The 14,077-nt window shown below is 65.6% G+C and carries 14 protein-coding genes; 8 read left to right on the plus strand and 6 right to left on the minus strand.

Going from position 1 to position 14,077, the window contains the following annotated elements; genetic code table 11:
- Nucleotides 1-794 (plus strand): tetratricopeptide repeat protein (locus AWB81_RS47440; RefSeq protein WP_374730541.1); only part of this gene is annotated, 794 nt, incomplete at its 5' end.
- Here the strand turns inward: AWB81_RS47440 and AWB81_RS35750 are convergent.
- From AWB81_RS35750 to AWB81_RS35775, 6 genes are all read right to left on the minus strand, one after another.
- Entirely contained in the window at nucleotides 791-1,372 is a 582-nt protein-coding gene (locus tag AWB81_RS35750) for a DUF2946 family protein (RefSeq protein WP_062642458.1), read from the minus strand. The two genes, AWB81_RS47440 and AWB81_RS35750, sit on opposite strands and share 4 nt — an antisense overlap.
- Nucleotides 1,365-2,456 carry a hydrolase gene (locus AWB81_RS35755; RefSeq protein WP_062642460.1) on the minus strand — a complete coding sequence of 364 codons (1,092 nt, stop codon included), beginning with the start codon at nucleotides 2,454-2,456 and terminating at the stop codon, nucleotides 1,365-1,367. The genes AWB81_RS35750 and AWB81_RS35755 overlap by 8 nt, the downstream gene beginning before the upstream one ends.
- Nucleotides 2,457-2,482: 26 nt before the next feature.
- Nucleotides 2,483-2,929 (minus strand): nuclear transport factor 2 family protein, encoded by a 447-nt coding sequence (locus tag AWB81_RS35760; protein ID WP_062642462.1) that lies wholly within the window; start codon nucleotides 2,927-2,929, stop codon nucleotides 2,483-2,485.
- A gap of 236 nt (nucleotides 2,930-3,165) precedes the next feature.
- Nucleotides 3,166-4,218 (minus strand): lipopolysaccharide heptosyltransferase II, encoded by a 1,053-nt coding sequence (waaF, locus tag AWB81_RS35765; RefSeq protein ID WP_062642464.1) that lies wholly within the window; start codon nucleotides 4,216-4,218, stop codon nucleotides 3,166-3,168.
- A 133-nt stretch (nucleotides 4,219-4,351) separates the two neighbouring features.
- On the minus strand, nucleotides 4,352-4,546 hold the full coding sequence (locus AWB81_RS35770) for a zinc-finger domain-containing protein (RefSeq protein WP_062642466.1): 195 nt from the start codon (nucleotides 4,544-4,546) through the stop codon (nucleotides 4,352-4,354).
- Between the two features lie 91 nt (nucleotides 4,547-4,637).
- Nucleotides 4,638-5,558, minus strand: a complete 921-nt coding sequence (locus tag AWB81_RS35775) for a branched-chain amino acid transaminase (RefSeq protein WP_062642468.1) — start codon at nucleotides 5,556-5,558, stop codon at nucleotides 4,638-4,640.
- A 351-nt stretch (nucleotides 5,559-5,909) separates the two neighbouring features.
- Between AWB81_RS35775 and AWB81_RS35780 the strand changes: the two genes are divergently transcribed.
- The 7 genes from AWB81_RS35780 (at nucleotide 5,910) to purE (ending at nucleotide 13,439) form a co-directional block, all read left to right on the plus strand.
- Nucleotides 5,910-6,743, plus strand: a complete 834-nt coding sequence (locus tag AWB81_RS35780) for an AzlC family ABC transporter permease (RefSeq protein ID WP_087135417.1) — start codon at nucleotides 5,910-5,912, stop codon at nucleotides 6,741-6,743.
- The gene (locus AWB81_RS35785) at nucleotides 6,740-7,063 is read left to right on the plus strand and encodes a branched-chain amino acid transport AzlD family protein (RefSeq protein WP_062642470.1); all 324 of its coding nucleotides are present in this window, start codon (nucleotides 6,740-6,742) and stop codon (nucleotides 7,061-7,063) included. Before AWB81_RS35780 ends, AWB81_RS35785 begins: the two co-directional genes overlap by 4 nt.
- Before the next feature lie 486 nt (nucleotides 7,064-7,549).
- Nucleotides 7,550-8,740: a phosphoglycerate kinase gene (locus AWB81_RS35790; protein WP_062642472.1), complete on the plus strand. Its 1,191-nt coding sequence runs from the start codon at nucleotides 7,550-7,552 to the stop codon at nucleotides 8,738-8,740.
- Between the two features lie 396 nt (nucleotides 8,741-9,136).
- On the plus strand, nucleotides 9,137-10,573 hold the full coding sequence (gene pyk / locus AWB81_RS35795) for a pyruvate kinase (protein ID WP_062642478.1): 1,437 nt from the start codon (nucleotides 9,137-9,139) through the stop codon (nucleotides 10,571-10,573).
- A 218-nt stretch (nucleotides 10,574-10,791) separates the two neighbouring features.
- Entirely contained in the window at nucleotides 10,792-11,856 is a 1,065-nt protein-coding gene (fba, locus tag AWB81_RS35800; RefSeq protein ID WP_062642475.1) for a class II fructose-bisphosphate aldolase, read from the plus strand.
- 143 nt (nucleotides 11,857-11,999) lie between these two features.
- The gene (locus tag AWB81_RS35805; RefSeq protein WP_062642480.1) at nucleotides 12,000-12,902 is read left to right on the plus strand and encodes a phosphoribosylaminoimidazolesuccinocarboxamide synthase; all 903 of its coding nucleotides are present in this window, start codon (nucleotides 12,000-12,002) and stop codon (nucleotides 12,900-12,902) included.
- 18 nt (nucleotides 12,903-12,920) lie between these two features.
- A complete protein-coding gene (gene purE, locus AWB81_RS35810; RefSeq protein WP_062642476.1) occupies nucleotides 12,921-13,439 on the plus strand; it encodes a 5-(carboxyamino)imidazole ribonucleotide mutase in 519 nt (172 codons plus the stop codon).
- The last annotated feature ends 638 nt before the right edge of the window (nucleotides 13,440-14,077 follow it).

Consider the following 14,077-nt stretch of genomic DNA (forward strand, 5'->3'; position numbering starts at 1 on the left):
CCGAGCCTGGCGCGAAGGCGGCTGGGCGTGGCGCGACGCCTGCGCGCGGGGTGACGGCGGCGGCCGGTGCGTCGCGCAATGCCGAAGGCCAGTCAGGCAGCGGCGATCCGCTGTCCCCGTCCGGGCGTTCGCTCAGTGCGCCGCCCAAAGCCGCGCCTGCCGTCAAGGCAAAGCGAGCGGCAGAGGCCGCGCTCGCGACAAACGCCGCGCCGGTCGCCGTGACAAACGCGCCTGCTGCTCAGTCCCGTGCCTCGGCCGAGTCCGCGCTCGTCGCGCCAAGCCCCGGAACGGTTTCCGTTGTGGCATCACGCGGTGCGCCGATCGCTCCATCCACAAAACTACGCAGTTCGCCGAGCCTCGACGTCCTCGCCGCCGACATCGCCCGTCGCGCGGGACGCAACGACGAAGCCGTGCGTCTCGCCGAAATCGCGCAGAAGCGCTGGCCCGACTCGCACGCGGCAATCGACATGCACTTGCAGACGCTCCTCACCGCGCGGCGTTTCGCCGAAGCGCAGGCGCTCGCGAGGCAGGAGACGCGCTCGGAGCCGAAGCGGCCGGACTGGTGGTTTTATCTGGCGCAGGCGAGCGTCGGCCTGAAGGACCCGCTGCAGCAGCATCAGGCGATGGCCGAGAAGTTCGCGCTCGACGGCGCGTGGCCGTCCGCGATTCGCCAGTTGAAGGAAGCGCGCGACGTCAGGAACGCGAGCTTCTACGATTTGTCGGCGATTTCAGCGCGTCTGCGCGATTTCGAGACGCGTTACAGGGAAGAGCGCGAGCAGGAGAAAAACGGCTAGCTTCCCGGCGCCGGTGCCGCCGCCCGTCCGGCCGGGCTTGTCACGAACCCGAACCGGCTCGCGACTTCGGCACGCCCGATCGGCGTGATCGGCAGGTCCTCGCACCAGTGGAAGATTCCGTGTTCGCCTTCGTCAAGCGATGCATGGCTCGAAAAGAGATCGAGATCGTGGTCGTGCAGCGCGGCAATCCGGGCGGGCGACGAAGCATCGGAAAAGAGGATGCCGCCCTCGTCGTCGAGCCAGACCTGGGCCGGCTCGAACGCGGCGCCGCTCTGGTCGGTCAGGGCGAGTTCGCCGTCGGTCGAACTCAGCCGGACGATCCACGGCGTGTAGCCCAGTTCCACGTACACGCGCTGCGGGCCGTTCTGGAAGAACCACTGGCCGGCGTCGTCGGACTCGTAGTTGCGGTTGATGAAGCCGATGAGCGCGTCGTGGCGGATCGCGTCGCCGAGTTCGCCCGCGGCCTGCGCCGCTTCATCGCGCATGCGCCATTGGCCGCGCCGGTCGAGCAGCAGCCAGCCGGTGCAGTGCGGGACGTTCGGCCATTTGGCAAGCGCCTGTTTGACGATGTCATCCATGATCGAGATGGGTTTCCATATAGCCGATGATTCGTTGCGAGAGCCAGTCGATACGTCCTGGGAACGGCCCCGTCATGAAGCCGACGTGGCCGCCGTGGTCGGGCTGGTCGAGTGTGACCGCCGCCGACACGTCCGCCATCGACGGCAGCACGCGGCCGGGCAGGAACGGATCGTTGCGCGCGTTGAGCACCAGGGTCGGCACCGCGATGCGCGGCAACAGCGGGCGCGTGGTCGCGCTCGTCCAGTAGTCGTCGGTGTCGCGAAAGCCGTGCAGCGGGGCGGTCACGACGTTGTCGAATTCATAGAGCGTGCGGGCCGCGAGCATCGCTGCGCGGTCGTAGAGGCCGGGGAATTGCGCGAGCTTCGCGAGCCCCTTGCGCTTGAGCGACTTCAGGAAACTGCGCGTGTAGACCATGCCGAAGCCCTGCGAGATCGCCTGGCCCCCCGCGTGGACGTCGAGCGGCGCGGAAATCGCGGCGGCCGCCCGGATCACGGATGCATCGCCTTCGCGCTCGCCGAGCCAGCGCAGCAGCACGTTGCCGCCGAGCGACACGCCCGCGGCGATCACCGGCCCTGGATGCACGGCCGCGAGACGCCGCAGGATCCAGTCGACTTCGTTGCTGTCCGCGAGATGGTAGAAGCGCGGCAGCAGGTTGAGCGTCCCGCTGCAACTGCGAAAGTGCGGCACCACGCCATGCCAGCCGCGCGCCTGCGCCGCCGACATCAGCGCGCGGGCATAGTGCGAGTCCGAACTGCCTTCGAGGCCGTGAAAGAGCACGAAAAGCGGCGCGTCGGCGGCGGGCCGGGCGGCGTCATCGTGCGCGATCCAGTCGAGGTCGATGAAATCGCCGTCGGGCGTATCCCAGCGCTCGCGCCGGTATTGCACCGCCGGACGGCGGCCGAAGAGGGCGGGGACGATGGTTTGCGCATGGCTCGTCGGCAGCCAGAGCGGCGCGCGATAGAGCCATTCCGCGGCGGGGGTGCCGAGCGCGTCGGCGGCGGTGTCGATCGCCTGCCTGAGCGCGCCGGAGGGCGCCGAGTCCACGAACGATGGATCGCGTTTGATCAATGGATCGCGTTTCATGGCCCCTTCCCCGGCGTACGTTTTCTTTAGTGCAGCGGTCCCTGGCCGTGGCGCATCTTCGCGGCGAACTGGCCGGCGGCGATGTCGGGCATCGGGCTTGAGTGGATATGCGCAATGCGCCACTCGCCGCGTTCGTGGACCATCACGTAGGTCGTGAAGATCAGCCGCGAGACGCCCGCGGGATTGGCCGGTTTGTGCGCTTCGGCGATCGCGTAGACGACGGTGCCGAGGCTGTCGTACACGCGGATATCGAGCGGTTCGATGGTTACCGGCGTCGCTTCGAGTTCTTTCGCGAGACCCGCGCGGATGCCGTCAAGCCCATGCAGATGCGCACCGTTCGCGCTGATGCAGGTGGCGAACTCCTCGTCGATCCAGAGCGTCATCACGCTGTCGATGTTGCCTTCCGCGACGGCCTGGTAGAAGGCGTTGAGGGTGTCGGCGGCGGCTTCGAAGAGGCGGGCAAAACGTGGCATGGCTCTTGGGTCTCTGGCGTTCGGTCCGCGTCGCGCCGTGTTACCGGAGCGTCGCGCATCGGTCATTGGTCAAAGCATGCCTCCGTTCGGAGACATTCGCGTGTCGGCGCCCGCACACAGGAAGCGCATTCGGACGTCGCGCGCGCCGGGTGGCTGGGAGCGGCGCGCGGCCTTCGGAAACGGCCTGAACGAGGCCCGGAAACAAGCCCGACGCGAGGGCGCCGGGCGCCGCGAATTCAGCGATGCGCGAGCAGCATGCCCCGCAGGTCCCCGAAAACCTGCTCCGCGCTGAGTTCGCGCAGGCAGTTCAGATGGCCCAGCGGACACTCGCGGGCAAAGCAGGGACTGCATTCGAGATGCAGCCATTGTACCTTTGCGAGATCGGACAAGGGCGGCGTGTGGCGCGGGTCGGTCGAGCCGAACACCGCGACGAGCGGGCGCCTGAGCGCCGCCGCGACGTGCATCAGGCCGGAATCGTTTGTGACGACGGCGCTCGCGCGCGAGATCAGGGCGCACGCCTCGCCGAGCGAAGTCTGGCCGCACAGGTTGCGCACGTTCGACGCGCGGTCCGCGATGGCCTGCGCGATCGGCGCGTCCTTGGGCGAACCCAGCGCGACGATCCTCGCATACGGAAACGACTGCGCGATGAACTGCGCGAGCGCCGCGAAATGCTCGGGCGGCCAGCGCTTGGCCGGGCCGTACTCGGCGCCGGGGCAGAATACGACGAGCGGCGTGCGGTTGTCGAGATTGAAGCGCGTCGAGACGCGCGCGGCTTCGTTCGGATCGCTTTCCAGGCGCGGCACGGGGAATGGCGTCGTGCCTTCGCGGCCGTCCTGCGAGAACGGCAGCGTGGCGTTAGGCGCATAGGCGAGGGCGGCGTACTGGCCGACCATCGGCGGACGCTCCTTCTTGCCGGGATTCGCGTGGCGCACGTTCAGCAGGCCGTAGCGGCTCTCGCCGGTATAGCCGATGCGCAGCGGAATCTTCGCCATCCACGGGATCAGCGCGGATTTGAACGAATTCGGCAACACGTAGGCGGCGTCGTAGCCGACATCGCGCAGGTCGCCCGCGAGTTGCCAGCGGCGCAGCGGCTGCAGCTTGCCGTGCGCGAGGCTCGTGGCATAGACGTCGTGGATTTCCGGCATCCGTTCGAGCACGGGCGCGACCCATGCGGGCGCGACCGCGTCAATGACGATGCGCGGATGGAGCTTCCTCAGCAGCGAAAAGAGCGGCTGCGCCATCAATGCGTCACCGATCCAGTTCGGTGCAATAACCAGCGCGCGGCGCATCTGTGTAGTTTTTCCGATCAAAAGTGCATCCCGCGTCGTTTGCGCAAGATGTCGATGTTATGGGGTGACGTCGCCAGACAAGGCGATCCGGGCGCGCCGGTCCGGCCGGACGCCCGTGGCGAAAAGGACCCGCTCAGTGGCCCTTGACCACTTCGCCCGCCTTCAGCTTGTAACGCGTGCCGCAGTACGGGCAGCGCGCCTCGCCGTGGGAGATGTCGAGAAAGACGCGCGGATGCGTGCTCCAGCGCGGCATCGACGGGTTCGGGCAGAACGCGGGCAAGTCCTTCGCCGTCAGTTCCACCAGAGGCATTTCCTTCAGGTCGCTCATCGTGAGTCTCTATGTATCGTGTGGAGTGAGTCGTGTGGACCGGGAAGCGGGCAGCTTGGCGAAGTGACGACGACAAGCGCCCGCGTCGCGATCAAACCTTGGCGAGCCAGCTTGCGTACTTCTCGTTCTTGCCGCCGACGACGTCGAAGAACGCGCTTTGCAGCTTCTCCGTGATCGGGCCGCGCGCGCCTTCGCCGATGGTGCGGTTGTCGAGTTCGCGGATCGGCGTGACTTCGGCGGCGGTGCCGGTGAAGAACGCTTCGTCGCACGTGTAGACCTCGTCGCGCGTGATGCGTTTCTCGATTACCGGAATGCCGAAGTCGCGCGCGAGCGTGAGGATCGTGTCGCGCGTGATGCCGTCGAGGCACGACGACAGGTCCGGCGTGTACAGCTTGCCGTTGTTCACGAGGAAGAAGTTTTCGCCCGAGCCTTCGGACACGTAGCCGTCGACGTCGAGCAGGAGCGCTTCGTCGTAGCCGTCGGCGATGGCTTCCTGATTGGCGAGGATCGAGTTCACGTACCAGCCGGATGCCTTCGCGCGCACCATCGACACGTTCACGTGATGGCGAGTGAACGACGACGTCTTCACGCGGATGCCCTTGGCGAGGCCGTCGTCGCCGAGATAGGCGCCCCACGGCCACGCGGCGATCGCGACATGAATGGTGTTGCCCTTCGCCGACACGCCGAGCTTTTCCGAGCCGACCCAGATGATCGGGCGGATGTAGCAGGATTCGAGATTGTTCGCGCGCACGACTTCGAGTTGCGCGGCTTCGAGCGTGTCGCGGTCGAACGGCACGTCCATCTGGAAGATCTTCGCCGAGTTGAAGAGGCGCTTGGTGTGCTCCTTCAGGCGGAAGATGGCGGTGCCGCTCGCGGTCTTGTACGCGCGCACGCCTTCGAAGACGCCCATTCCATAGTGCAGCGTGTGAGTCAGCACGTGGATGTTGGCGTCGCGCCAATCGATCAGCTTGCCATCCATCCAGATCTTGCCGTCGCGGTCGGCCATTGACATACGATTCTCCTAGCGAGTTGCGTGTTCCGATTCAGTGTTGCGGGGCGGGTAGCAGGGGTTCCGGTGCATCTGCGGGTCGCCTGGCCGCCGGGCTGTGCGCGGCCGGCAGTGCTCCGGGCGGCGCGCCTTCTGCGGACGGTGTTTTTGCGCTGCGCGCCGCAAGCTGCCCGGGAGGCGGCGAAAGACCGACATTTTAGCGTCTTTTCAGCGCAAAACGGGCGCGATCGCGGGTTCTGCGCCTTTCACGACGCTATAATTCGGCTTTCGTCGCGGAACCGCTGCGACGTTTCTCCTCTTTCCGCCGAACCCTCGCGCATCCGGCCCGGCCGTGCGGCGGCTCGCCCCCGATCCATGCTCGACCGGCTGTCCGACACGAATCGCCGCGCTTTCCTCGACGGCATCCGCACGCTTTCTCCCGCCGTCGCCGCAACCTTCTCCTGGGGCCTCGTCACGGGCATCGCGATGGCCAAGTCAATCCTGACGGTGCCGCAGGCGCTCGGGATGTCGATTGCGGTGTATGCGGGCTCGTCGCAACTGGCGGTGCTGCCGCTCTTCGCCGCGAAGCTGCCCATCTGGACCATCCTGCTCACCGCCGCGATGGTCAATCTGCGCTTCGTGATCTTCAGCGCGGGCCTCGCGCCGCATTTCTCCTATTTGCCGATGTGGCGGCGCCTCGTGCTCGGCTACTTCAACGGCGACATCATCTACCTGATGTTCGCAAAGCGTAATTTCCCGACGGGCTTCCAGCCCGGCAAGGAAGCGTTCTTCTGGGGGCTTGCGGTCACGAGCTGGTCGTCGTGGCAGGTGTCGTCGATTGCAGGAATCCTGCTCGCGAGCCTCTTTCCCGACGACTGGGGCCTCGAACTCGCCGGCACCCTCGCGCTTTTGCCGCTGATCGTCTCGGCGATCGCGACGCGCTCGACGCTCGCGGCGGTCGGCATCGCGAGCATCGTCGCGCTGCTCGCGTTCGATTTGCCGTACCGCATCGGCCTGCCGATCGCGGTGCTGGCGGCGCTCGCCGCGGGCAGCATCGCCGATGCGGTCATCGCGAGGGTCGCGCCGGACCGCGTGCGCAAGCCGTGCGCGCCGGCCGCCTTGCCGGCAACGCGCGAAGCGCCGCCCGGCGAATCCGCCCCGACGCGGCCCGACACCACGCGGCCTGACACCAGGCGGAGCGCCCGATGAGCGCGCTGCAGGTCTGGTTCACGATCCTCGGCATGGGACTCGTCACCGCGATCACGCGCGCGCTATTCCTGATCGGCGGCGAGCGCATGATCCTGCCCGAGCGGCTGCAGCGCGCGCTGCGCTACGCACCTGCCGCCGCGCTGGCCGCCGTCGTCGTGCCAGATCTGCTCGACACGCCCCACGGCTTCTCCGTCGCCCTCGGCAATCACGCGCTCTACGCTTCGCTCGCGGGACTCGGCTGGTATTTGTGGCGGCGCAGTATGCTCGGCACGATCCTGGTCGGCATGGCGGTCTTCACCGCACTCCGGCTCTGGACCTGACGCGCTATTGCTGCGCTGCGTCATCGTCCGCACAGTCCGGCCGTTCATCTCAAATACGCGTCATCAAGGATTCCTGGCGTTTGGCGGCCACACGTATCGGTTAAAATGGCGGTCTTGCTGTCGCATCAAATGAGGTCGAACGTGTTTCCGGCAGTCACAGCGCTTCAGCTTCACCACTCGCGGCCCCGCCCATCTCCGGTCGGCGCCGCGGCAGGCGGGCAACCTTCTCCGCATCGTCTTGCATGCAATGCCCGCACATCGTCGAATGCTTCGCTCCCGCGGCGCTGTGCGCCGGTTCCAGCCCGAACCACCCGAACTCTTAGCTTGTCGCCGGTGCTTTCAGCCGATGATTTATCGAAACCCGTCGGCCGCCTCGCTCACCCGAAGCGCGGCCGATGCCCCTCCGGAATTGCGCCGACCTGATGCCCCGGCCGGCGCGAGCCGGCCTTCTTCGCCCGAACCGCTTCTCTAAACACGTTGACTCCCATGACGAAAGTACTGCGTTTCACCGATTTGATCGCCGAAGGCAAAGTCTCAGGCAAGCGCGTCTTCATCCGCGCCGACCTCAACGTTCCGCAGGACGACCAGGGCAACATCACCGAAGACACGCGCGTGCGCGCGTCGGTGCCGGCAATCCGCGACGCGCTCGAAGCGGGCGCCGCCGTGATGGTCACGTCGCACCTCGGCCGTCCGACCGAAGGCCAGTTCAAGCCGGAAGACTCGCTCGCGCCTGTCGCAAAACGACTGTCGGAACTGCTCGGCCGCGACGTGCCGCTGGTCGCGAACTGGGTCGATGGCGTCGAAGTGCAACCGGGCGCCGTCGTGCTGCTCGAAAACTGCCGCTGCAACAAGGGCGAAAAGAAGAACGACGACGCGCTCGCCCAGAAGCTGGCGAAGCTCTGCGACATCTACGTCAACGACGCCTTCGGCACCGCGCATCGCGCCGAAGCGACCACCAACGGCATCGCGAAGTACGCGCCCGTGGCGTGCGCCGGCCCGCTGCTCGCCGCCGAACTCGACGCGCTCGGCAAGGCGCTCGGCAACCCGAAGCGGCCGCTCGTCGCGATCGTCGCCGGCTCGAAGGTTTCCACCAAGCTCACGATCCTGAAGTCGCTCGCGTCGAAGGTGGATCAGCTGATCGTCGGTGGCGGCATCGCCAACACGTTCATGCTCGCGTCGGGCCTGAAAATCGGCAAATCGCTGGCGGAAGCCGATCTGCTCGACGAAGCCAAGGCGATCATCGCGGAAGCGCGTGCGCGCGGCGCCTCGGTGCCGATCCCGAGCGACGTCGTGACGGCGAAGGAATTCGCCGCGACCGCGAAGGCGGAAACGAAGTCCGTCGACCAGGTCGCGGACGACGACCTGATCCTCGACATCGGCCCGGACACCGCCAAGGCGCTCGCCGCGCAACTGGAAAAGGCCGGCACGATCGTGTGGAACGGCCCGGTCGGCGTGTTCGAATTCGACCAGTTCGGCAACGGCACGAAGACGCTCGCCGATGCGATCGCGAATTCGCCGGCATTTTCGATCGCGGGCGGCGGCGACACACTCGCGGCCATCGCGAAATACGGCATCCACGACAAGGTCAGCTATATCTCCACCGGCGGCGGTGCATTCCTCGAATTCCTCGAAGGCAAGAAGCTGCCCGCGGTCGAAGTGCTCGAATCACGGGCCTGAGGCTTGACGGCTCGCATCAGGCCGGAGAAGAAGGGCGCGCCACAGGCCGGGCGCGCGCAATTGGAAGAGACCCAAGACCAAACACAAGCAGCAGAAGAACAACACACGGAGCAGGCGCTGGCCGCGACGGCCGCCGCCTGCGACGTCGAGACAGCCGCGCGATCGGGCGGACCCCATGTGGGCGAACCCCATGCGGACGACCCGGACGCGGCACTGGCACTCGCCACCGCGTCGGCCGTCCTGATCGGCGGCACGAACGGCGAGCAGCTCGAAAACACCCATAAAGCGACGCCGGCCACGACCGGCGCGCACTCGCGGTCGCAGAGCAATACTTCGCCCGCCGCGCAACATGCTCGCAGCGCCGCTTACGGCGACTCCACCAAGACGAGGAATGACATGCATCGCGCCACCAAGATCGTTGCCACCATCGGCCCCGCTTCCAGCAACCCCGAAACCCTGCTGCAGATGATGCAGGCGGGTCTCGACGTGGTCCGCTTCAACTTCTCGCACGGCACTGCCGACGATCATCGCCAGCGCGCCGAGTGGGTGCGCGAAGCCGCGCGCAAGGTCGGCCGCGAAGTTGCGCTGATGGCCGACCTGCAAGGCCCGAAAATCCGCGTCGGCAAGTTCGAGAACGGCAAGACGCTCCTCGTCGCGGGCAACCCGTTCGTCCTCGATGCGAACTGCGAACTCGGCAACAACGAGCGTTGCGGCCTCGACTACAAGGATCTGCCGCGCGACCTGCGGGCCGGCGACGTGCTGCTGCTCAACGACGGCCTGATCGTGCTCGACGTGATGCGCGTGATCGGCGAGGAGATCCACACGACGGTCAAGGTCGGCGGCGAGCTCTCGAACAACAAGGGCATCAACCGGCAGGGCGGCGGCTTGACGGCGCCGGCGCTGACCGAGAAGGACATGGAGGACATCAAGACGGCGATGTCGCTCGGCGCCGATTTCGTCGCGGTGTCCTTCCCGAAGAACGCCACCGACATGGAAATGGCGCGGCAACTGGCGAACATCGCCGGCCAGCCGTACGGCCTCAAGCCGAAGATGATCGCGAAGATCGAGCGCGCCGAGGCGATTCCGGCGCTGCAAGGCATTCTCGACGCGTCGGACGGCATCATGGTCGCGCGCGGCGACCTGGCGGTCGAAGTGGGCAACGCGGCGGTGCCGGCGCTGCAAAAGCGCATGATCCGCATGGCGCGCGAGTCGAACAAGCTCGTGATCACGGCCACGCAGATGATGGAATCGATGATCCACGCGCCCGTGCCGACGCGCGCGGAAGTGTCGGACGTGGCGAACGCCGTGCTCGACGGCACCGACGCCGTGATGCTCTCCGCCGAAACCGCGGCGGGCAAGTATCCGGTGACGACCATCGAGACGATGGCGGCGATCTGCATCGAAGCGGAGAAGTCGGAAGACTCGCAGCTCGACAAGGATTTCCTCGACCGCACCTTCACGCGCATCGACCAGTCGATCGCGATGGGCGCGCTCTTCACGGCCTTCCACCTCGGCGCGAAAGCGATCGTCGCGCTGACGGAATCGGGCGCGACCGCGCTCTGGATGTCACGTCACTGGACCCACGTGCCGATCTTCGCGCTGACGCCGCGCCTCGGCAGCGAGCGCACGATGTCGCTGTACCGCAACGTCACGCCGCTGAACCTCGACACCAGCACCGACCGCGACACCGCGCTGCATCAGGCGCTGGAAGTGGTGGTGAGCAAGGGGTACGCGGCGCGCGGCGACATGGTCGTACTGACGGTCGGCGAGCCGATGGGGCAGGCGGGCGGCACCAATACGCTGAAGATCGTGCGCGTCGGCGAGGTTTTCTGATCGGCGCCGCAGTCTGAAGCGGGATCTGCAGCGTCCGCCGGCGTGCCGGGTTTTCACCCGGAAAACGCCAGAAAAAGCGCCGGCGGACGCAAAAAGGCGTGACGAAATGCACGGGAACGCACGCGAGCGCACAGGATCGGCGCTTGCCTTTGGCTAAAATCCCCAAAAATCTCCGGCCGCACGCCCAAGAATTCGTTTCATCTCAAGGAGTATCACAAATGCCTCTCGTATCAATGCGTCAGTTGCTGGACCACGCAGCCGAAAACGGCTACGGACTCCCGGCATTTAACGTAAACAACCTGGAGCAAGTGCAGGCGATCATGGCGGCCGCGAACGAAGTCAATGCGCCCGTCATCATGCAGGCGTCGGCCGGCGCGCGTAAGTACGCGGGCGAAGCGTTCCTGCGCCACCTGATCGAAGCGGCCGTCGAATCGTATCCGCACATTCCGGTCGTGATGCACCAGGATCACGGGCAATCGCCGGCGGTCTGCATGGCGGCGATCCGCAGCGGCTTCTCGAGCGTGATGATGGACGGTTCGCTCGAAGCCGACGGCAAGTCGGTTGCATCGTACGAGTACAACGTCGACGTGTCGCGCAAAGTGGTCGAGATGGCGCATTCGATCGGCGTGACGGTTGAAGCGGAGCTGGGTGTGCTCGGTTCGCTGGAAACCATGAAGGGCGACAAGGAAGACGGCCACGGCGCCGAAGGCACGATGACGCGCGAGCAGTTGCTCACCGACGTCGAGCAGGCCGCCGACTTCGTGAAGCAGACGCAGTGCGATGCACTCGCGATCGCCATCGGCACCTCGCACGGCGCGTACAAGTTCACGAAGAAGCCCACCGGCGACATCCTCGCGATCCAGCGCATCAAGGAAATCCACCAGCGCATTCCGAACACGCACCTCGTGATGCACGGTTCGTCGTCGGTGCCGCAGGACCTGCTGGCCGAAATCCGCGAATTCGGCGGCGACATGAAGGAAACCTACGGCGTGCCGGTCGAGGAAATCCAGGAGGGCATCAAGCACGGCGTGCGCAAGGTGAACATCGACACCGACTTGCGCCTCGCGATCACCGGCGCGATCCGCCGCTATTTCGCGGAAAACCCGACGAAGTTCGATCCGCGTGACTTCCTGAAGCCGGCGCGCGAAGCGGCGAAGAAGATCTGTCTCGAGCGTTACGTCCAGTTCGGCTGCGAAGGCCAGGCCGGCAAGATCAAGCCGATTCCGCTCGACAAGATCGCCGAAAAGTACAAGTCCGGCGAACTCTCGCAGATCGTCAAATAATTTCGAGATTGAGCGAGTAAAATCAACGGGTTCCGCCACGGAACCCGTTTGCGTTTGGTTTGGTTGTAATCCGCCGCCGTTCCTGCCTTTTCGGGGAACGGCGTTTGGCTTTTATTTTTGCGGCATTTTTTTGGTCGATCACGATGGCTACTCCGCGTTCAACACTTCTCGAATCCACGATCAAGTCCTTGCCCCTGCTCGGGCGCGGCAAGGTCCGCGACAACTACGCCGTCGGCGACGACAAGCTACTGATCGTCACGACCGACCGCCTCTCCGCGTTCGACGTCATCATGGGCGAGCCGATTCCGAACAAGGGCCGCGTCCTCAACCAGATGGCCGACTTCTGGTTCGGCAAACTCTCGCACATCGTGCCGAACCACAATACCGGCATCGATCCGGCCACGGTCGTCGCGCCGGACGAGGTCGAGCAGGTGCAGGGACGCGCAGTCGTGGTGAAGCGCCTCGAGCCGATCCTGGTCGAAGCGGTGGTGCGCGGCTATCTCGCCGGCAGCGGCTGGAAGGACTATCAGGCGACGGGCGCGGTATGCGGCGTCGAGTTGCCGACGGGCCTGCAGAACGCGCAGAAGCTGCCCGAGCCGATCTTCACGCCCGCCGCGAAGGCCGAAATGGGCCATCACGACGAAAACATCACCTACGATGAGATGGAGCGCCGCATCGGCACCGAACTTTCGGCGACGATCCGCGACATTTCCATCAGGCTGTACAAGGAAGCGGCCGAATACGCGGCGACGCGCGGGATCATCATCGCGGACACGAAGTTCGAGTTCGGGCTCGACAATCGCGGCGAGCTGTATCTGATGGACGAAGTGCTGACCGCCGATTCGTCGCGCTTCTGGCCCGCCGACGGCTATCAGGTCGGCACGAATCCGCCTTCGTTCGACAAGCAGTTCGTGCGCGACTGGCTTGAAACGCAGCCGTGGAAGAAAGAGCCGCCCGCGCCGAAACTGCCGGACGAAGTGGTCGCCAAAACGGCCGAAAAGTACGAAGAGGCGCTGCAACGCCTGACCGGGCAGTCGCTCGTTTAACCTGAGACGGGAACAAAGATGAGCGAAGCACAGACCGCACACACGCACGCCGCGCCGGTCATCGGCGTGCTGATGGGCTCCAGTTCCGACTGGGACGTGATGAAGAACGCGGTCGCGATCCTGCAGGAATTCGGCGTGCCGTACGAGGCGAAGGTCGTCTCGGCGCATCGCATGCCGGACGAGATGTTCGTGTACGCCGAGAAAGCGCGCGAGCGCGGCCTGCGCGCGATCATCGCGGGCGCGGGCGGGGCGGCGCACCTGCCCGGCATGCTGGCCGCGAAGACAACCGTGCCGGTGCTCGGCGTGCCGGTCGCGAGCAAGTACCTGAAGGGCGTCGATTCGCTGCATTCGATCGTGCAGATGCCGAAGGGCGTGCCGGTCGCGACGTTTGCAATCGGCGAGGCGGGCGCGGCGAACGCGGCACTGTTCGCGGTATCGATTCTTTCCGGCACGAACGACGAATACGCCGAACGCCTCGCCGCGTTCCGCGTGCGGCAGAATGAAGCCGCGCATGCGATGGTTTTGCCCCCGCTCTAGGGGCTCGTTGTTGGCACCCGTTTGTTTCACACCGTTTGATGTATCTGTGCTTTTGTGGAACTTGCTTTCTTTGTGGTCTATTGGCGCTGCCCCTGTGCGGGGCGGCAGTCACTTTCTTTGCTGCTGCAAAGAAAGTAACCAAAGAAAGCAGCTTTTTTTGGCAGCAGTCGCAGCACGGCAACGCACGAGCCGTACCGAGTGGCCCAGCGCCTAAGTGTCGCCCTCAAAAAACCGAGGGGCTTGGTGCGCGGCACGCACTGTGAAATCGCGCAGTGAACGAATTGGCACAGCAGTCATTCATCCTTTTTCGCTTCGCTGGACGAAAGGTACATTAGTCGCGCGGCTTAGGTTCGCGGTCGAGGTTGCGCTCCGCTGGTTTTCGGACGCCCCCGTCGTCCGAGCGAAGCGCGGACGGACCGGAACGGAGCGCATGCCGCTCCGTGGGAAACTCAGAGGTGTCAGTGCGTGCGCGCACCAAGCCGGGTCGGTCCTTTGAGGGCGACACTTAGGCGCTGCACCAGTCAGTTCTGCGAGGGCGTTGCCGGTTTGTGACTGCTGCCAGAAAAGCTGCTTTCTTTGCTTACTTTCTTTGCAGCAGCAAAGAAAGTAAGTCCCGCCCCGGACAGGGGCAGAGCTAA

Source organism: Caballeronia arationis (genome assembly GCF_001544975.2).
Taxonomy (GTDB): Bacteria; Pseudomonadota; Gammaproteobacteria; order Burkholderiales; family Burkholderiaceae; genus Caballeronia; species Caballeronia arationis.